General features: G+C 72.4%; 18 protein-coding genes. 9 read left to right on the top strand and 9 right to left on the bottom strand.

Annotated features, from left to right (window positions below):
- The first annotated feature begins 8 nt into the window (after window positions 1–8).
- From ABZS66_RS23160 to ABZS66_RS23150, 3 genes are read left to right on the top strand one after another with little or no spacing between them, the layout of a single operon-like run.
- Window positions 9–983, top strand: coding sequence for a phosphoglycerate dehydrogenase (locus ABZS66_RS23160; RefSeq protein ID WP_354760832.1), 975 nt, complete (start codon window positions 9–11; stop codon window positions 981–983).
- Entirely contained in the window at window positions 980–2,350 is a 1,371-nt protein-coding gene (locus ABZS66_RS23155) for an acyclic terpene utilization AtuA family protein (protein WP_354760830.1), read from the top strand. Before ABZS66_RS23160 ends, ABZS66_RS23155 begins: the two co-directional genes overlap by 4 nt.
- Window positions 2,350–2,670, top strand: a complete 321-nt coding sequence (locus ABZS66_RS23150; RefSeq protein WP_354760828.1) for a DUF4387 domain-containing protein — start codon at window positions 2,350–2,352, stop codon at window positions 2,668–2,670. The genes ABZS66_RS23155 and ABZS66_RS23150 overlap by 1 nt, the downstream gene beginning before the upstream one ends.
- Here ABZS66_RS23150 and ABZS66_RS23145 read toward each other — a convergent pair.
- Both ABZS66_RS23145 and ABZS66_RS23140 read right to left on the bottom strand, forming a co-directional pair.
- The gene (locus ABZS66_RS23145) at window positions 2,558–3,157 is read right to left on the bottom strand and encodes a hypothetical protein (protein WP_354760826.1); all 600 of its coding nucleotides are present in this window, start codon (window positions 3,155–3,157) and stop codon (window positions 2,558–2,560) included. The genes ABZS66_RS23150 and ABZS66_RS23145 overlap by 113 nt on opposite strands.
- Window positions 3,154–3,450, bottom strand: a complete 297-nt coding sequence (locus ABZS66_RS23140; RefSeq protein ID WP_354760824.1) for a PadR family transcriptional regulator — start codon at window positions 3,448–3,450, stop codon at window positions 3,154–3,156. The genes ABZS66_RS23145 and ABZS66_RS23140 overlap by 4 nt, the downstream gene beginning before the upstream one ends.
- A gap of 128 nt (window positions 3,451–3,578) precedes the next feature.
- On the opposite strand from ABZS66_RS23140, the gene ABZS66_RS23135 reads away from it, so the two are divergent.
- The gene (locus ABZS66_RS23135) at window positions 3,579–4,025 is read left to right on the top strand and encodes a type II toxin-antitoxin system HicB family antitoxin (protein ID WP_354760822.1); all 447 of its coding nucleotides are present in this window, start codon (window positions 3,579–3,581) and stop codon (window positions 4,023–4,025) included.
- A gap of 35 nt (window positions 4,026–4,060) precedes the next feature.
- Here ABZS66_RS23135 and ABZS66_RS23130 read toward each other — a convergent pair whose 3' ends face one another.
- The 4 genes from ABZS66_RS23130 to ABZS66_RS23115 are packed head-to-tail and all read right to left on the bottom strand — an operon-like array spanning window position 4,061 to window position 7,423.
- A complete protein-coding gene (locus ABZS66_RS23130; RefSeq protein WP_354760820.1) occupies window positions 4,061–5,245 on the bottom strand; it encodes an ABC transporter permease in 1,185 nt (394 codons plus the stop codon).
- The gene (locus tag ABZS66_RS23125) at window positions 5,242–5,916 is read right to left on the bottom strand and encodes an ABC transporter ATP-binding protein (RefSeq protein WP_354760818.1); all 675 of its coding nucleotides are present in this window, start codon (window positions 5,914–5,916) and stop codon (window positions 5,242–5,244) included. The genes ABZS66_RS23130 and ABZS66_RS23125 overlap by 4 nt, the downstream gene beginning before the upstream one ends.
- The gene (locus ABZS66_RS23120) at window positions 5,913–6,962 is read right to left on the bottom strand and encodes a peptidoglycan-binding domain-containing protein (RefSeq protein WP_354760816.1); all 1,050 of its coding nucleotides are present in this window, start codon (window positions 6,960–6,962) and stop codon (window positions 5,913–5,915) included. Before ABZS66_RS23120 ends, ABZS66_RS23125 begins: the two co-directional genes overlap by 4 nt.
- Window positions 6,959–7,423, bottom strand: coding sequence for a hypothetical protein (locus ABZS66_RS23115; RefSeq protein WP_354760814.1), 465 nt, complete (start codon window positions 7,421–7,423; stop codon window positions 6,959–6,961). Before ABZS66_RS23115 ends, ABZS66_RS23120 begins: the two co-directional genes overlap by 4 nt.
- A 119-nt stretch (window positions 7,424–7,542) precedes the next feature.
- Between ABZS66_RS23115 and ABZS66_RS23110 the strand changes: the two genes are divergently transcribed.
- Together ABZS66_RS23110 and ABZS66_RS23105 are read left to right on the top strand one after the other, a co-directional pair.
- Window positions 7,543–8,199 (top strand): response regulator transcription factor, encoded by a 657-nt coding sequence (locus ABZS66_RS23110; protein ID WP_354760812.1) that lies wholly within the window; start codon window positions 7,543–7,545, stop codon window positions 8,197–8,199.
- Window positions 8,196–9,425, top strand: a complete 1,230-nt coding sequence (locus ABZS66_RS23105) for a HAMP domain-containing sensor histidine kinase (protein ID WP_354760810.1) — start codon at window positions 8,196–8,198, stop codon at window positions 9,423–9,425. The genes ABZS66_RS23110 and ABZS66_RS23105 overlap by 4 nt, the downstream gene beginning before the upstream one ends.
- A 323-nt stretch (window positions 9,426–9,748) precedes the next feature.
- Here the strand turns inward: ABZS66_RS23105 and ABZS66_RS23100 are convergent, their stop codons facing one another.
- From ABZS66_RS23100 to ABZS66_RS23090, 3 genes are all read right to left on the bottom strand, one after another.
- The gene (locus tag ABZS66_RS23100) at window positions 9,749–10,684 is read right to left on the bottom strand and encodes a hypothetical protein (RefSeq protein ID WP_354760808.1); all 936 of its coding nucleotides are present in this window, start codon (window positions 10,682–10,684) and stop codon (window positions 9,749–9,751) included.
- Window positions 10,678–10,995 carry a PadR family transcriptional regulator gene (locus tag ABZS66_RS23095; protein WP_354760806.1) on the bottom strand — a complete coding sequence of 106 codons (318 nt, stop codon included), beginning with the start codon at window positions 10,993–10,995 and terminating at the stop codon, window positions 10,678–10,680. Before ABZS66_RS23095 ends, ABZS66_RS23100 begins: the two co-directional genes overlap by 7 nt.
- A gap of 115 nt (window positions 10,996–11,110) precedes the next feature.
- On the bottom strand, window positions 11,111–11,515 hold the full coding sequence (locus ABZS66_RS23090) for a hemerythrin domain-containing protein (RefSeq protein ID WP_354760804.1): 405 nt from the start codon (window positions 11,513–11,515) through the stop codon (window positions 11,111–11,113).
- 69 nt (window positions 11,516–11,584) lie between these two features.
- Between ABZS66_RS23090 and ABZS66_RS23085 the strand changes: the two genes are divergently transcribed.
- From ABZS66_RS23085 to ABZS66_RS23075, 3 genes are all read left to right on the top strand, one after another.
- Window positions 11,585–12,031, top strand: coding sequence for a MarR family winged helix-turn-helix transcriptional regulator (locus tag ABZS66_RS23085; RefSeq protein WP_354760802.1), 447 nt, complete (start codon window positions 11,585–11,587; stop codon window positions 12,029–12,031).
- A gap of 441 nt (window positions 12,032–12,472) precedes the next feature.
- A complete protein-coding gene (locus ABZS66_RS23080) occupies window positions 12,473–15,421 on the top strand; it encodes a BTAD domain-containing putative transcriptional regulator (RefSeq protein ID WP_354760800.1) in 2,949 nt (982 codons plus the stop codon).
- Between the two features lie 29 nt (window positions 15,422–15,450).
- A complete protein-coding gene (locus ABZS66_RS23075) occupies window positions 15,451–16,878 on the top strand; it encodes a class II fumarate hydratase (protein WP_354760798.1) in 1,428 nt (475 codons plus the stop codon).
- Window positions 16,879–17,012 lie beyond the last annotated feature (134 nt).

Here is a 17,012-nt window from a genome sequence, read left to right as displayed (position 1 = left end):
TGAGCGCGATGCCGACCATCCTCATCACCACCGACTACCTCGCCCCCGGCGACGAGGTGGACGCCTACCTCACCGGCCTGGGCTTCACCACCCGCCACGACCCGATGCGCGGGCCGCGTCACCAGGAGGAGCTGATCGCCGCCCTGGACGGCGTGCAGGGGGCGCTGATCGCCAATGAGCCATTCTCAGCAGGTGTACTGCGGGCAGCGTCGAGCCTGCGGGCCATCGTGCGCACCGGCGTCGGCTACGACTCCGTCGACGTCCCGGCCGCGACCCGCCTCGGGATCAGCGTGAGCAACCTTCCCGGCGTCAACGCCAACGCGGTGGCCGAGTACACGATCGCGCTGCTGCTCACCCTGGCCCGCGGGCTGGTGCCGATGGCCGCCGGGGTCGCCGCCGGCCGCTGGCCCAGGGCGGACGGCCACGAGCTGCGCGGCCGGACGCTCGGCCTGATCGGCTGGGGCGCCTCGGCCCGGCTGGTGGCACCGCTCGCGACCGCCTTCGGCATGACGGTCCTGTGCACCACCGGCGTACCGGAGGGGCTGCGGGCCGGTGTGCCGGTCCGGTTCGTCCCGCTCGACGAGCTGCTCGGCGCGGCCGACTTCGTGTCCGTGCACACCGCGCTGACCGACCGCACACGGCACCTCATCGACGCCGCCGCGCTCGCCCGGATGCAGCCGGGCGCGTACCTGGTGAACACCGCCCGCGGGCAGATCGTCGACGAGGCCGCGCTCGCCGCCGCCGTGCGCGGCGGACGGCTCGCCGGTGCGGCCCTCGACGTCGTGGACGTCGAGCCGCTGCCGGCCGACAGCGTCCTGCGCGGCGTCGACGGCATCACCGTCTTCTCGCACATGGCCGGGCAGACCGCCGAGGCCCGCCGCAGCGCCGGCCTGGACGGCGCGAGGGAGCTCGTCGCAGCCCTCGCCGGCCGCCCCGGATCGTCCGTGAACGCCCACCTTCTCAACAATGAGGTTCGCCCATGACCGCGCCCCGGGACTCCGTCCGCATCCTCGTGCCGACCGGCATGCTCGGCGGGGGGTTCCCGCCGGAGACCGTGACCCGCGGGCTGGAGCTCGGCGCGGACGTCATCGCCGTCGACGGCGGCTCCACCGACTCGGGCCCCTATTACCTCGGCTCCGGTACCGCCAAGACCGCGGCGGCTGCCGTGGCCCGGGACCTGCGGGTGCTGCTGCGCGCGGCGGCGACCGCCGGCATCCCGCTGGTCGTCGGGTCGTGCGGCACCAGCGGTACCGACTCCGGAGTGGACTGGGTCGCGGGCATCACCCGCGGCATCCTGGCCGAGGAGGGGCTCGACCTGCGCGTGGCCACCATCTACAGCGAGCAGCGGGCCGCCGACCTCAAGGAGCACCTCGGCCGCGGCCAGGTGCACCCGCTGCCGCCGGCCGGCGAGCTCGACCCGGCGACGCTGGAGAGCTGCCGGCACATCGTCGGGATGATGGGCCACGAGCCGATCGTGTCGGCGCTGGCCGCCGGCGCCGACGTCGTGCTGGCCGGCCGGGCCACCGACACGGCCGTCGCCGCCGCCTACCCGCTCATGCTGGGCATGCCCGCCGGCCCGACCTGGCACGCCGCGAAGATCGTCGAGTGTGGCGGGCAGTGCACGACGAACCCGCGCGCCGGCGGCGTCCTGGCCACCATCGACGCCACCGGCTTCACGATCGAGCCGCTCGACCCCACCGTCGCGTGCACGCCGACGTCCGTCGCGGCGCACATGCTGTACGAAACCGTCAATCCGTTCTCGATGCGCGAACCGGCGGGCACCATCATGGTCGCGGACGCCACCTACCGGGCCCTGGACGACCGGCGCGTGCGGGTCGAGGGCTCCCGGTTCGAGCTCGCCGACCAGCACACCATCAAGCTCGAAGGCGCGCGGATCACCGGCTACGAGACGATGTCGTTCACCGCCATCCGCGACCCGCACATCCTCGGCCAGATCACCACCTGGGCCGCGCTCCTGCGGAAGATGATCACCGAGTGGGTCTCCGGGACCCTCGGCCTGTCGACCGACGAGTACGCCTTCGACATCCGCCTCTACGGCCACAACGCGATCCTGGGCGACCTCGACCCTTCCGACCGGCCGCCCCGCGAGGTCGGCGTGATGCTGCTGGTCAGCGCGGCCGACCAGCAGACCGCCACGGCTGTCGCGAAGGTCGCCAACCCGCTCATGCTGCACCTGCCCACGCCGGACATGGACTACCTGCCGAGCCTCGCGTTCGCCACGTCCCCGGCCGAGATCGAGCGCGGCGCGGCGTACGAGTTCGTGCTCAACCACGTCGTCGACGTGGACTCGCCCACCAGCCTGTTCCGCATCTACCTTGGAGAGAACTGATGGCCCGTACCGTGGGCGACCTGGCACTGGAGGTCCGGTCGAAGAACGCCGGCCCGTTCTGGGTCACGATGGAGGTGTTCGCGCGCGACGACGCCGGCTACGCGGTGGTCGCCGACCCCGGCTTCCTGGACGAGTCGGTCATCGCACGCCTCTACGGCGTCGCGGCTTCGGGCGTCCAGATCTTCCGGCTGCCGGAGCTGCGGGTCGTCAAGATCTCGTTTCCGCGTCCGGTGTCGCAGGGCAGTCTGCGGGATCGGGACATGCACGCGGGCCAGCATCACGTGCCGCTGGCGCTGCTTCCGCTACCCGGGACTGCATGACCTGGCGGAAGGCCGCACGCCGGGCCAGGGTGTGCGGCCGGCCCTTCCGGTGGGTCCACATCGCCGCCGACATCAACAGCGTCGCGAACGAGCCCATCAGCGTGGCGTCGGCGCCGGTCACCATGGCAACGAGGATCGTCACCAGGTTGGCGGCGAGCATGCCGTAGCTGACCAGCTCCCACACGCTGGTGAGCCGGAGGTTCAGCCAGGCGGCGAAGGCCCGGTCGGACACCCAGCCGCGGCCGGCCCGCACGGTGCCGCCGCCGAGGAAGGCCAGGGCTGTGGTCAGCTTGAACAGCTTGCCCGGGCGCTCGTCGATGATCGCCAGCCAGGCTTCGGCGTTGATCGCGCGGCGGTCCTCGTCGGTCGTCCACAGGCGGGCCGCGAGCGGCACGATCCGTCGCGCCAGCCAGGGGGAGACGTCACAGAGCTCGTTGGCCACCAGGCCGAGCGCGAAGCCGGCCGCGATCTCCCAGCCGGCGCTCACGCGGTCGCCTCCCGCCACTGCTCGGGTCGCCGTTCCCGGAGCACCTGCCGCGCCCGGGCAACACCGTTGGGCGTGAGCTTGTAGAACCGCCGCCGCGGGCGGTTGTCCTGCTCGCCGAGCTCTTCCCAGCGCTCGGTGAGCAGGCCGCCCCCGGCCAGCCGCTCGAGAATCTTGTAGACGGTAGGCCCGGACCGCTGCGTCGACTTGATGATCGCCCACCCGTGCAGCTCAAAGCCCTCAGCACCGAGCAGCGCCTCGAGAACGTCGAGCGTAGGCTGCGTGACCCGTTCCACAGCGCTAAGTGTACTAGGTGAAATAACGAACCGAGAGGCCTTCCCTGACTCATCCGAGTGAATCCGGTTTGGCTTCGTGGGATCGTGCGCAATCTTGAGGATCAACTGGGAGATGGGTGGTGGCGAGGATGACCGGCTACACCGCTGTCTGCCGGCTTTCCGGTGGTTGGTGGGCCATCAGCGTGCCCGAGCTCAAGGGCGTTCATACGCAGGTGCGGCGCCTGAGCGACGCCGAGGCGATGGCCCGGGACGCGATCGCGTTGTTCCTCGATGTCGATCCCGGTTCGTTCGGCGTGGCGTTGCAGCCCGAGGTGCCCGACGCCGGGGATGTGCTCAGCGCGGCGCTCGCAGCCCGGAAGGTCGCCCAGGAAGCGGACCGGGAGGCGGCGACGGCGACCGCCGTGGCTCTCCGTCGCCTCGCCGATCTCGGCATCACCGGCCGGGACGCTGCTCGGTTGCTCGGCATCTCACCGCAGCGAGTCTCGCAGTTGAAGAAGAGCGCTGCGGACACCCCAGCTCGAACCCGCAAGAGTGGCCGCCGTGGATCCCGCCGGAGCGCGGAAGTCCAGGCCTGACGGGGAAGGCGGATGCCCGCCCTCCCCGCATCTCGTCACGGCGTCTGGAGGGCCTCCGTCGGGGAGAGGCGGGCCGCCTTGGCCGCCGGGTACAGGCCCGCGACCGCGCCGATGAGCAGGGTTGCCGCCACGCCGCCGGCCAGGGCCCACGGTGGGACCACGACCGGCCAGGTCTTGTAGGCGGCGTAGCCGGTCGTGACCGCGGCGCCGAGCAGGACGCCGCCCGCGCCGCCCAGGGCGGACAGCAGCAGCGACTCGGCCAGGAACTGGGTGCGGATCTGGCCCCTCGTCGCGCCGAGGGCGCGGCGCAGGCCGATCTCCGGGCGGCGCTCCAGGACCGAGATCACCATCGTGTTCGCCACGCCGACGCCGCCGACCAGCAGGGCCACCGCGCCGACGCCGAGCAGGAGGCCGGCGAAGGCTTGGCTGGTGGCCTGCTTCGCGGCCAGGGCGTCGGACGGGCGGGACACGTCCACCTCGTTCGGCGCCTCCGGGTTCGCCGTCGCGGCCAGCTTGTCGCGGACCGTCGACAGCTGCGCCTCCACCGAGCGGGTGTAGACCGTGGTCGGGTGCTCGTCGAAGTCGAGCCAGCGGGTTGCCGCCGGCCAGCCCATGAGGGCGGCACTGTCCAACTCCGACGCCAGCGCCACCGGGGCGAGAATGCCGATGACCGTGAACCGGACGCCGCCGATGACCACCTGGGTGTCGGCGCCCGCCGAGCCTATGCCGAGGCGTTCGGCGGCCGCGGAGCCGAGCACGACCGACGGGAACCGCTCCGTGGCCGGGTTCAGCCACGTCCCGCCGCGCAGTGCCGCGCCGGTGATGGCGAGCAGGTCCGTCCGGGCCGCATACGCGGCGATGCCGTTGGTCTGGGCCTCGGGGATGTGCTCCGAGCGGTACACCTTGGCATCGACCCGGCCGATCGCCGACACCGCCTCGACGGCCGTGATCCGGGCGATCATCGCCTCCGACTCCAGCGGCAGCTCCGCGTCCTCGCCGAGGATGGTGCGGCCCGGCGAGACGGTGAGCAGGTTCGTGCCCAGCGCCGACAGCGTACGGTCCAGCTCGGCGCCCGACGAGGACGAGATGCCGACGACGGCGACCATCGCGGCGATGCCGATCGCGATGCCCAGCGCCGACAGGAACGCCCGCATCGGCCGGGTGCGCAGGCCCACGCCGCCGACCCGGACCACGTCGCCCGGGCTCAGCCGGGCGCTCATCGCAGCACCGCCGCGGTGTCCTCCACGATGCGGCCGTCGCGCATCCGGATCTGTCTCGGCAGGCTGTCGGCGATCTCCCGGTCGTGGGTGATGACCACGACCGTGGTGCCGCCGGCGTGCAGGTCGCGCAGCAGCGCCATCACCCCGGCGCCGGACTGCGAGTCGAGCGCGCCGGTCGGCTCGTCGGCGAGCAGCAGCGGCGGGCGCCCGGCCACCGCCCGCGCGATGGCGACCCGCTGCTTCTCGCCGCCCGACAGCTCGTGCGGGTCGTGGCCGACGCGGTGGGCGAGGCCGACCCGCTCCAGCGCCTCAGCCGCCTTGCTGCGCCGCTCCGGGCGGCGCATCCCGGTGTAGAGCAGGCCGTCGGCGACGTTGTCCAGCGCGCTGGTACCGGCGGCGAGGTGGAACTGCTGGAACACGAACCCGATGCGGGTCGCCCGCAGCTCCGACAGCCGCCGGTCGGAGAGCCGGGCCACGTCCTGGCCGTCGATGCGGACGGTGCCGGACGTCGGGCGGTCGAGCGTGCCGACGATGTTGAGCATCGTCGACTTCCCGGAGCCCGAGGGGCCGACGATCGCCGCGAGCTCGCCGCGCTCGATGTGGGTCGTGACGCTGTCGAGGGCCGTGACGCTCCCGCCGTACAACTTGGAGACCTTCTCCAGGAGGATCATTTGGGCATCCCGACCGTCGCGCCCTCGGTCAGGCCGGGGCCCGTGATCTCGACCCGGCCGCCGGCGAACAGGCCGGTCTCGACCGGCACGTGGCGGGTCGTGGCGCCGTCGACGACCTCGACGCCGAAGCCGCCGCCGTCCATCGCCACCAGGGCGGCGACCGGCACGGTGAGCACGTTCTCGCGCTTCGCCGCGGTGAACGTCACGTCGACCGCCGCCAGCCCGAGGTCGGCCGCCGCCTGCTGGTCGTCGAGGGCGACCAGCGCCTCGATCCGGGTCGTCGGGTCGGCGTTGCTGCCCTGGCCCGGCTCGATGACCGTCGCCACCTCGGTGACCTTGCCCGGGGTGCGCTTGCCGCCCGGCAGCGTGACCGACACCGCGGCGCCGGGCTTGGCGACGGCGCGGTCGTCGACGTCGAGGTCGACGGTGACGACCTTGGTGGTTCCGGTGTACGTCAGGAGCCGCTGGCCCGGCGACGCCGGCTGGCCGACCTCGGCCTCCAGCGAGTCGACCCGCACCGTCCCGGACGCGAACACGACCCTTCCCAGCTCGACGACGCCCGTTTCGGGCAGGCCGAGGTCCTCCTGCCAGCGTTCGACGGCGTCGGCGGTAGCGTCGGTGTACTCGTCGTCGACCGTGAAGCCCTGGTAGCCCAGCGCCCGCAGGTTCTGCTCCAACTGCTGGACGTCCGGGCCCTCGGTGCCCGGCGACATTGCGCGATAGGCCGGAACGGTGCCGCTCAGCAGTACCGTGGCCGCGTTGTCCAGCCGGTAGAGCGGATGTCCCGCGGTCACCTCGGCGCCGGCCGCCGGCAGCCAGGTGACCGTGCCGGGCCTGCGGGCGGTCGCCGTCAGCGTCGGGCCGTAGCCGAGCTCGCCGTCGACGTCGAGCGTCTCCTGCAGCGTCTGCCGGGTGATCTGTGCGGTGGCCGGCGGCATTGCCTGCGGCTGGCCGGCGTGTCCGGTGTCGCGGTTCGCGGCGGTGAGGGCCGCGGTGCCGGCGGCGATGACCAGCACCCCGGCGGTGATCGCGACGGACCGCCTCACTGCATTTCCTTCGCGCAGGCCTGCTCCGCCGCCTTGAAGTCCGGGTCGTCGGCGACGCTCTTGTCCAGGCGGATGCCGGTGCCGTCGGGGTCGGGGAACGCCTCGACGCCGTTCGCCCGCATGCACTGGGAGTACTTGCGCATCTTCGCCTCCTGTTGCGGGTCTCCTCCTCCGCCGCCGCCGTTCATGCCCTGCGGCGCCCACTCGCGGCACGCCTCCATGGCCTTCTGGACCTGCTCCTGGCTGACCGAGCCGTCGAACTTCATCATCACGCCCTTGCCGGGCTCGGGGTCGGGGACGTTGACGCCGTTCTCGCGCATGCACTGGGCGAACTTCAGCGCCTTCGCGTTCGGGTCGGCGCTGGCACTGGCCTGTGGCGTTGGCTTCTCCTCTTCGCCGCAGCCCGCCATGGTGAGCGCGAGGGCGAGCAGGGCCGTCGCCGCATACAGGTGTCGTCGCATCGGGGTCGCTCCTATTTCGGTCGGTTCGTCCGGCCGCCCATGCAACGCGGCGGCCCGTTTCCGGAGCGTTTGTGCTGGTGATAACGCCGGGGAAACACCGCCGGTGGCAGTCTTGAGCGATGCGGGTGCTGGTGGTGGAGGACGAACGGATGCTCGCCGAGGCGATCGCCGAATGGCTGCGCGAAGAGACCCACGCCGTTGACGTGGCCCTCGACGGCGCGGCCGCGCTCGAGCGCATCGGGGTCAACGACTACGACGTGGTCGTGCTCGACCGCGACCTGCCCCACGTCCACGGCGACGACGTCTGCCGGACCGTGGTCGGCTCCGGCTCGGCGGCGCGGGTGCTCATGCTGACCGCCGCCGCCGAGATCGGCGACCGGGTCGCCGGGCTGTCGATCGGCGCCGACGACTACCTGACCAAGCCGTTCGCGTTCCCCGAGCTGGCCGCCCGGGTCCTCGCGCTCGGCCGCCGCTCCCGCCCGCTCATCCCGCCGGTCCTGCGCCGGGCCGGCATCACGCTGGACCCGGCGCGGCGGGAGGTGACCCGCGACGGGCGATATGTCCCGTTGTCGAAGAAGGAGTTCGCGGTACTGGCGGAGCTCCTGCGCGCCGAGGGCGCGGTGGTGTCGGCCGAGCACCTGCTGGAGAAGGCCTGGGACGAGCACGTCGACCCGTTCACCGGCGCGGTGCGCCTGACCATCCTGAAGCTGCGCCGCAAGCTCGGCGACCCGCCGGTCGTCGAGACCAGCCCGGGTGTCGGGTACCGGATCGCATGAGGCCCACGCTGCGCCTCCGCTTGACGCTCGTCTACGGCGGCCTGTTCCTCCTCGCCGGGATGGCCCTGCTGGGCGTCACGTACCTGCTGTTCACCAAGCAGCTCACCGACTCGATCGGCGGCTACATGCCGGACGAGCCCGGCATGGACCGACAGATGATGATCATGAGGCGCGACGGCACGACCCTGACCGGCGAGGCCGCGCTGGACTGGATGCGCCGCCAGCAGGCCGACCTGCGGGACGCGGCGACGAAGTCAATGCTCACCCAGGGGTCGATCGCGCTGGCCCTCGTCGGCGCCGCCGCGGCCGCGTCCGGCTGGTTGGTCGCCGGCCGCATGCTGGCCCCGCTGCACCGGGTGACCGCCACCGCCCGCCGCATCGCCGCCGCGCCGGCCACGGACCGCAGCCTGCAGCAGCGCATCGACCTGCACGGCCCGGCGGACGAGGTGAAGGAGCTGGCCGACACGTTCGACCGGATGGTGGCGCGACTGGACCACGCCTTCGCCGGCCAGCGCCGCTTCGTCGCCAACGCGTCCCACGAGCTGCGGACCCCGCTGACGCTGAACCGCGCCCTGGTGGAGCTGGCGATGCACCGCCGCACCGCTTCGCCGGACGTCATCCAGCTGGGCGAGAGCCTGCTGGAGATCAATGCCCGCCACGAACGCCTCATCTCGGGCCTGCTGCTGCTGGCCCGCGCGGACCACGAGATCGCCGACCGCTCCCCGGTCGACCTGGCCGACGTGGTCAGCCACGTGGTGGCCCAGACCAAGGACGAGGCCGACGACGCCCTGGTGGACGTGACGGAGGACCCGGGCGCCGCCCCGACGCTGGGCGACGCCCTGCTGCTGGAACGCCTGGTGCACAACCTCGTCGAGAACGCCGTCCGCCACAACGTCCCGGACGGCTGGGTCCACGTGGTCAGCCGGCGGGTCGCGTCAGGTGGTGCGGCGCCGGCCGGTGGGGCGTCGGGCGGCGGGGCTTCGAGTGGCGTGGTCGAGCTGGAGGTCAGCAACAGCGGCCCGGTGGTCCCGCCGTACGACGTCCCGGCCCTGTTCGAGCCGTTCCGCCGGCTGGGCCCCGAGCGCCTGGTGACCGCCAAGGGCTCCGGCCTGGGCCTGTCGATCGTCCGCTCGGTGGCCCGCGCCCACGGCGGTGACGTGCAGGCGGTGCCGCGCGAGGGCGGCGGCCTCATTGTCACGGTCCGTCTGCCGACGGCCCGTGGGTAGTGTCCCGGTCGAGCGCTGTGCCGACCGGCCCGCCGACCTGTTCGCCAGGTCGGCGGCTGACCTGGCCGCTGACCTGACCGCTGAGCTGACCCGGCCGCCGATGACCCGTTCGCCAGGCTGGCGGCTGACCTGTTCGCCAGCCTGGCCCCCGATCGGTCTGCCAGGCGCGTCGGCTGACCTGGCCGCCCGACCGGTCCGGCAGGCTGGCGGCTGACCGGTCCGCGAGTCTGGCCGCCGGCCGGTCCGGCAGGCTGGCGCTTGACCTGGCCGCCGACCTGTTCGCCAGCCGGGCGACTGGCCTATCCGCCGGCCGGGCGACTGGCCTATCCGCCAGCCGGGCGGCTGACCTGTTCGCCAGCCTGGCCGCCGATCTGTCTGCCGAGCCTTCCGTCGACCTTCTGGCCGAGCGCCGCGCCTAAGGCGAAGCCGGTGAACACCAGGTAGAACAGCGGGTCGAGCTCGGCGACGTCGCCGATCATGAACGCATCCGGCCAGGTTGGGATGCCCAGGTTCTGGCCGGTGAGCACCACGAACAGCCACAGCGGGGCACCCAGCGGGTCAGGGGACTGCGGGGAGTTGAGCACCGGCACCATCGTCGCCACGTCGGCCAGCGCGACCGCGCCGGCGATGGCGAGCCAGCGTGCCGAACGGCGCCGGCCCGCCCTGGCGCGGTGCCCGGCCCAGGCCAGCAGGAGCGCGAGGCCGCCGAAGTACAGCAGGTAGGCCGGGCCGTGCAGCCTGATCTTGTCGGTGCTGTTGGTGACGCCGTAGACCAGCACGCAGATCACCAGCGGCGGGACGGTCACGGCGGCGAGGAGCGTCGCCGGGCGGTCGGGCAGGCTCCACCGGCGGCCGAGCCTCGCGAGCAGCAGCGCCGAGAGCGCGCTGAGCCCGGTGACGATCGGCATCTGCAGGTCCATCGGGTCGAACGCGCCGTCTCCGTAGGGAATCGTGCTGACCACGACATTCATGATCACCACGCTCACGGCGAGCAGGGCGAACCCGGCGACGGGCGCGACGAGCACGAGCCGGACGGCGTGCCACAGCTGGCGCAGTCGCATCGCGGCGGTCATCGGCTGGCGGGCCGGGCGGGCGAGGGCGAGGCTTCCGGAATAGCGCAGCATCGCCCACGGCCGCCCGCTCTCGGCCAGCACATGCAGCTCGGCCGCCCACTCGCGGTGCAGGTCCGCGCGGATCGCCGCCGGCCACCGCCGCGCCGCAACGCGCAGCAGCGCCGCGGCCAGCCGCGCGGTCACCATGCCGGCCTCACAGTGCCGTTGGGGTGCGGGACGGCCGTGCGGCGGTGCAGTTCGGCCAGCGCGTCGCGGGCCCGCTCGACGCCGTCGGGCGTCAGCCGGTAGAAGCGGCGCGCCGGCCGCCCGGCGTCGGCCGGGTCGACGTCCTCCCACTGCGCGGTCACCCAGCCGGCCTCCTGGAGGCGGTGCAGGATCGGATACAGCGTGCCGCTGGCCAGGCCGGTGGCCTGCATGAGCTCCAGCCCATAGCGGTCGGCCGCCGGGTCGGCGAGCAGCGCCGCGAGGACCTGCGCGGTGGTCACGGTCATTCGCACGCGAGCACTGTATCGCATGTCTACATAGGGTGCTGCCCCGTCATGACGCCGCGTCAGGTTGGAAGGTGTGCCGAGAGCCGCGGTCCGCTCGGCGAGCTGATCGTGGGGGCGTCGATCAGGGCAGCGCCTCGATGGCCGGGATCAGCATGGCCTCCTCGTAGCGGAAGTGCTCGTCGAGCTCGGCCGCCAGGGTGTCGAGGCGGTCGCGGAGGGCGCGCGGGTCGGCGGCCGACAACGCGCGCAGCTCGCGGATGCGGTCGGCGACCACCGAGTGTTCGCGGCGGAGGCGGTCCAGGGTCGGCTTCAGGTCCGGCGACGCATCGTCCAGGTACGGGAAGGCGAGGGTGTCCTCGCCGGTGTGGTGGGCCGTGAGCGCGGCGCAGAAGGCGAGGCAGTGGTCGGCCAGGCGGGCGGGGAGTGCTTCCCCGGATCGAAGGCGGTCGAGGTCGGCGCGTAGGCCGTTGTGGATGTCGGCGAGCTGGCGAGCCGCCGCGCGCAAGCGATCGGCAGACGTGGGCATGCGACTCCCTACGATGCAGGAGGCAGGACGCATTAGCTTTGCAAGCAAAATTACTTTGGAGACAAAGGCATGTCAACGGGTCTGGGCGTCGACGACGGGGTGCGGACGTTGTTGCTGCTCATGCCGCGCATGGTGGGGCGGGCGAAGCGGATCCCGGTGCCGGCCGAGCTGCAGTCGCTCTCTCTCGCGCCGCGGCATCTGTCGTTGCTGTCGTACCTGCTGTTCGACGGGCCGCTGGGCGTCAACGAACTCGCCCGGCGCCTCGAGGTCGCGCCGACGACGGTGAGCCTCATGGTCGCCGAGCTCAGCCGGGCCGACGTCGTGGAGCGGGCCGAGGACCCGGCCGACCGCCGCCGAGCGATCGTCAGCATCACCGAACGTCGACGCCCGGCCATCGACGCCTGGCTGTCCCGGGGCGCGCACGCCTGGCGCAAGGTGCTCGAGCCGCTCACCCCGGAGGAGCGGAAGCTGTTCGTCGACACCCTCGCCGCGTACGAGCGCGAGCTTCAGACCTGACAGCGCAGGCGGACGATCAGCACGTCCGCCGGTAGGCCCAGCAGACATTCCTGGATGCCGCCCGCGGCGACCGGCGCCGCATGCGTTGGGGCCGCATCCAGGGCGGCCAGATCAGGTACGCACACCGTGAGCGACAGGCCAGCGACGGCAACCTCTCGACCAAGCGGCCGGTCGGGGGCCGCACACGCCAGCGAGCGCGGCCCCTCACCCCGAAAAAGGGGCGCGCGACCGAAACATCCCCGTTCGTCCGAGAGTAATGACTGCACACCGCCTGAGTAAGAAGACGGGGGTTCTGAGCAAGTCCTGGACGCATTCCGGCACGCGCTTGCCTTCCAGTGAAAAAGGGTCGCCGCCCTTGCTCTCCTGGCGCTCTCATCTGACTACCATCAGGTGTTCAGCGTGCAGCTTCGAGGGGAGGCGGCGGCCGCACAGAGGGTGGTTATGCGCAATTCGACCAGGTTTTCGATCTTGGGACCGGTGCAGATCCGCACACCGGTTACCGAAATCACGGTCGCTGCGCCCCGCGAACGGGTGCTGCTTGCCCTTCTGCTATTGCGCGAGGGGCAACTCGTCCCCGTGCAACAGGTCATCACCGCGCTCTGGGACACCCATCCGCCGCCGACCGCGCGGGCCCAGGTCCACAGCTGCGTCTCACGGCTGCGCCAACTCCTGCGCCGGGCCGGGCTGCCGGAGGAACTCGTCATCACCGAGCCCGCGGGGTACCGCATAAAGGTCGGGCCCGAGGACCTCGACGCCGCACTGTTCGCGGCCCGGGTCGAGCGGGGGCGGGCCTGCGCCGCCGAGGGTGACCTCACCGGCGCCCGCGACGAGCTGCGGGCCGCGCTCGCCCTGTGGCGCGGGCGGCCATTGGCCGACGTGGATTCCGAGACGGTCCGGGCAGCCGCCGCCCACCTCGACGAGCAGTGGACCGCCGCCATGGCGTTCTGCCTCGACCTCGAGCTCCAGCTCGACCTCGCCGAGGAGATCCTCGCCGAGGTGGCCGACCTGATCGAGCGATTCCCGCTCAACGAGCAGTTCCGCGGCCACATGATGACCGCGCTCGCGCGCACCGGCCGGCGCGCCGACGCGCTCGCCGTGTTCCGGCGCGGGCGGGCGCTGCTCAACGACGAGCTGGGCATCGAGCCCGGCGCCGAGCTGGTCGAGCTGCACCGGCGCATCCTCAACGGCGATGTGTCGCTGCTACTCATGCCGCACATCTCCCGGGGCGGCATCCGCCGGCCGGCCCGCTGCCTGCCCCGCGACGTCGCCGACTTCGCCGGCCGGGCCGACGCCGTGCAGCGCATCGTCGACGCGCTCAGCGACGGCCGCCAGGCCGTGCTCGCCATCGACGGGATGCCCGGCACCGGCAAGACCACCCTGGCCGTGCGGGCCGCCCACGCCGTGTCCGACGGTTATCCCGACGGCCAGCTGTACCTCGACCTGCGCGGCCACAGCGACCGCACGCCGCTGGACCCCGGCGAGGCGCTCGGCCTGCTGCTGCGCCAGCTGGAGGTACCGGTCGAGCGGGTCCCGCAAAGCCTGGACGAGCGGGCCACGCTGTGGCGCACCGAGCTGGCCGACCGGCAGGTCCTCGTCCTGCTCGACAACGCCCTCGACACCGCCCAGGTGCTGCCGCTGCTGCCCGCCAGCACGCAGACCGCGGTGATCATCACCAGCCGGCGCCGGCTCGGCGGGCTCGACGGCGTCCATCCGCTCTCGCTCGACGTGCTGTCCCTGGAGGACGCGGTCGAGCTGCTGCGGCGCACGGTCGGCGAGCGGGCGTTCGCCGACCCGGCGTCCACCGCCGAGGTCGCCGAGCTGTGCGGCCGGCTCCCGCTCGCGGTCCGGCTCGCGGCCGCCCGGCTGCAGCACCGGCCCAGCTGGAGCGTCGCCGACCTGGTGGCCCGGCTGCGCACCGCGGACCGGCGCCTGCCCGAGCTCGCCGTCGACGGGCGCACCGTCGCCGCGGCGTTCACGCTGTCGTTCCAGCATCTGGCGGTACCGCTGCAGCAGCTTTTTGCTCTTCTCGGGCTGCACCCGCCGGGGGACTTCGAGCCGTCCGCGGCGGCGGCCCTGGCCGGCCTGCCGGAGGCCGAGGCGGAGGCGCTGCTGGAGGACCTGGTCGACGTCCATCTGGTCGAGGCGCCGGCGGCCGGGCGGTACCGGCTGCACGACCTGCTGCGGGACTACGCGGCGCAGCTCGCCGGCGCCGCCGCGAAGCCGGCCGTCGAACGCATGCTCGACTACTACCTGCACAGCGTCGTGAGCGCGACGCGGTTCATGGAGCTGTCCGACGCGAAGACGGTGCTGCGCCTCGGGCCGCCGCCACCGACCGCGCGGCACTTCGCCACGCTCGGTGACGCGCGGCGGTGGCTCGACCGGGAGCTGCCCAACGTGCTGTCCGTCGCGCGGCTCGCCGCCGACTGCGGCCTGCACCGGCACACCTGCCTCATGACCCGCGCGGTGTCGCCGTTCCTGTTCGGCGTCGGGTTCGGTGAGACACAGCTCGATCTCTACGAACGGGCGATCTCCGCCGCCGTCGCGCTCGGTGACGGCGAGCTGGAGGCAGAGTCGCGCAACTACCAGGCCGCCGTGTACTTCCGGATGGGCCGCATCGCCGACGCCCTCGCGACGCTGCAGCTGGTCGTCGAGATCGCCGAGCGCGACGGGCTGCCCCGGCTGGTCGGGACGGCGCTCACGAACCGGGCCATGCTGCTGACCAAGCTGGGCCAGTACCCCGAGGCGATCGCTGCCGCCGAGGCCGCTTCCGAGGTACCGCGGCGCCATCCCGGCTACGAGGTGCCCGCGAGCCTCGAGTTCAAGATGCACAACATGATCGGCGTCGTGCACACCCAGGCCGGCAACTACGCGCAGGCCCTGGTCGCCAACCGGCGCGGGATGGCCGTCGCGCGGCGCCTCGGCGGGGTCCGCCCGGTCGCGATCATGATGGGTGAGCTGGGCCTGGTCCACCTGCACCTGGGCCACCTCAAGGTCGCCACCGGCCTGCTGCGCCGGGCACTGCTGCTCAAGCAGGACTCGTACAACCAGTACGGCGCCGCGGAGACGCTGTCGAAGCTTGGCACCGCGCACCGCATCGCCGGCCGGGTCAAGGACGCGATCGCCTGCCAGCGCGCCGCCCGCGAACAGATGGAGCAGGTCGCCGACGTGTCCGGTCAATGCCTGGCCGCGAACGACCTGGCGTTCTCGCTGTCGGCGCTCGGCGCGCAGGAGGAGGCCGGTGCGCTGCACCGCGAGGCCCTCGCCAAGGCGACGCGGATCGGCGACCGGTACGAGCAGGCCCGCGCCCTCGCCGGGCTGGGCCGGACCGACGAGGCAGTGGCGCTCTTCACGTCACTGGGAGCGCGTGATTTGTCCGCCTTGACGCGCTGAACGACGCTTTCCGGAGCACGATTGGCGACATGGAACTTTCGCCCGAGCCGGACGGTGGCCCGAACAACTTCCGCGTCGAGCACGACACGATGGGTGAGGTGCGCGTCCCCGCCGACGCGCTCTGGCGTGCGCAGACCCAGCGGGCCGTGGAGAACTTCCCGATCTCCGGCGGCCGGCTGGAGAGCGCCCACATCCAGGCCCTGGCCCGCATCAAGGCCGCCGCCGCGGCCGTCAACGCCGACCTCGGCGTCCTGGACCGCGACGTCGCCGACGCGATCGTCGCCGCGGCCGGCGAGGTCGCCACCGGCGCCCACGACGGCCACTTCCCGATCGACGTCTTCCAGACCGGCTCCGGCACCTCGTCGAACATGAACATGAACGAGGTGATCGCCACCCTGGCGACCCGCGCGCTGGGCCGCCCGGTGCACCCGAACGACCACGTCAATGCCTCGCAATCGTCGAACGACGTCTTCCCCACATCGATCCACGTCGCCGCTGCGCATGCACTGGTCAACGACCTGCAGCCCGCGTTGCAGGTGTTGGTCGATACCCTTGCATCGAAGGCCACCGAATTCGGGACGGTCGTGAAGTCGGGCCGCACGCACCTGATGGACGCCACACCGGTGACGCTCGGCCAGGAGTTCGCGGGCTATGCCGCGCAGATCTCCTATGGCATCGATCGGGTGTCAGGTGTACTGCCAAGAGTCGCGGAACTTCCGCTCGGCGGCACCGCGGTCGGCACCGGCATCAACACGCCCCCCGGCTTCGCTCCCGCTGTGATCGCCCGCTTGGCCGCGGACACCGGCCTGCCGCTGACCGAGGCCCGCAACCACTTCGAGGCCCAGGGTGCCCGCGACGCCCTGGTCGAGGCGTCGGGCGTCCTCCGCACGATCGCCGCCGGCCTGTACAAGATTGCGAACGACATCCGCTGGATGGGCTCCGGCCCCCGCGCCGGCCTGCGTGAACTGCACATCCCCGACCTGCAGCCGGGTTCGTCGATCATGCCGGGGAAGGTCAACCCGGTGATCCCGGAAGCGGTACGCCAGGTGGTCGCCCAGGTGATCGGCAACGACGCCGCGGTCGCGTTCGCCGGCACCCAGGGCGACTTCGAACTGAACGTGATGCTCCCGGTGATCGCCCGCAACCTGCTGGAGTCGATCCGTCTGCTGTCGAACGTGTCCCGCCTGTTCGCCTCCCGCTGCGTGGTCGGCCTGACCGCGAATGTCGAGGTTCTGAAGGCGTACGCCGAGGGCTCCCCGTCGATCGTCACCCCGCTGAACAAGTACCTGGGTTACGAAGAGGCCGCGTCCATCGCCAAGCAGGCCCTGAAGGAGAACCGCACGATCCGCGAGGTCGTGATCGACCGCGGCCACGTCGACAGCGCCAAGCTCACGCTCGCCCAGCTGGACGCCGCCCTCGACGTCCTGGCGATGACCTCGCCTCCGCGGGCTTCGTGAGCAGTTGTCCTGCTGGAAGCCCGAAACAGGCTCAGGGGCCTCGATTTGGACCCTGGCGGTGGAGCGGGTAATGTAATCCACCGGCAGGGACGCGGACGAGTTCTGCGGGTCGCTTCGGCGAGCCGCTGCGGACG

This window comes from Dactylosporangium sp. NPDC005572 (assembly GCF_040605515.1).
In the GTDB taxonomy this organism is placed as follows: domain Bacteria; phylum Actinomycetota; class Actinomycetes; order Mycobacteriales; family Micromonosporaceae; genus Dactylosporangium.
Note: the sequence above shows the minus strand (reverse complement) of the source record. Positions and strands in the feature narration are given on the sequence as shown.

Excerpts from the sequence above, each read along its gene's own strand:
- ABZS66_RS23150 (WP_354760828.1), top strand. The coding sequence starts at position 2,350 with ATGGCCCGTACCGTGGGCGACCTGGCACTGGAGGTCCGGTCGAAGAAC.
- ABZS66_RS23110 (WP_354760812.1), top strand. The coding sequence starts at position 7,543 with ATGCGGGTGCTGGTGGTGGAGGACGAACGGATGCTCGCCGAGGCGATC.
- ABZS66_RS23125 (WP_354760818.1), bottom strand. The coding sequence starts at position 5,916 with ATGATCCTCCTGGAGAAGGTCTCCAAGTTGTACGGCGGGAGCGTCACG.
- ABZS66_RS23105 (WP_354760810.1), top strand. The coding sequence starts at position 8,196 with ATGAGGCCCACGCTGCGCCTCCGCTTGACGCTCGTCTACGGCGGCCTG.
- ABZS66_RS23085 (WP_354760802.1), top strand. The coding sequence starts at position 11,585 with ATGTCAACGGGTCTGGGCGTCGACGACGGGGTGCGGACGTTGTTGCTG.
- ABZS66_RS23115 (WP_354760814.1), bottom strand. The coding sequence starts at position 7,423 with ATGCGACGACACCTGTATGCGGCGACGGCCCTGCTCGCCCTCGCGCTC.
- ABZS66_RS23080 (WP_354760800.1), top strand. The coding sequence starts at position 12,473 with ATGCGCAATTCGACCAGGTTTTCGATCTTGGGACCGGTGCAGATCCGC.
- ABZS66_RS23100 (WP_354760808.1), bottom strand. The coding sequence starts at position 10,684 with ATGGTGACCGCGCGGCTGGCCGCGGCGCTGCTGCGCGTTGCGGCGCGG.
- ABZS66_RS23155 (WP_354760830.1), top strand. The coding sequence starts at position 980 with ATGACCGCGCCCCGGGACTCCGTCCGCATCCTCGTGCCGACCGGCATG.
- ABZS66_RS23090 (WP_354760804.1), bottom strand. The coding sequence starts at position 11,515 with ATGCCCACGTCTGCCGATCGCTTGCGCGCGGCGGCTCGCCAGCTCGCC.
- ABZS66_RS23075 (WP_354760798.1), top strand. The coding sequence starts at position 15,451 with ATGGAACTTTCGCCCGAGCCGGACGGTGGCCCGAACAACTTCCGCGTC.
- ABZS66_RS23160 (WP_354760832.1), top strand. The coding sequence starts at position 9 with ATGCCGACCATCCTCATCACCACCGACTACCTCGCCCCCGGCGACGAG.
- ABZS66_RS23135 (WP_354760822.1), top strand. The coding sequence starts at position 3,579 with ATGACCGGCTACACCGCTGTCTGCCGGCTTTCCGGTGGTTGGTGGGCC.
- ABZS66_RS23130 (WP_354760820.1), bottom strand. The coding sequence starts at position 5,245 with ATGAGCGCCCGGCTGAGCCCGGGCGACGTGGTCCGGGTCGGCGGCGTG.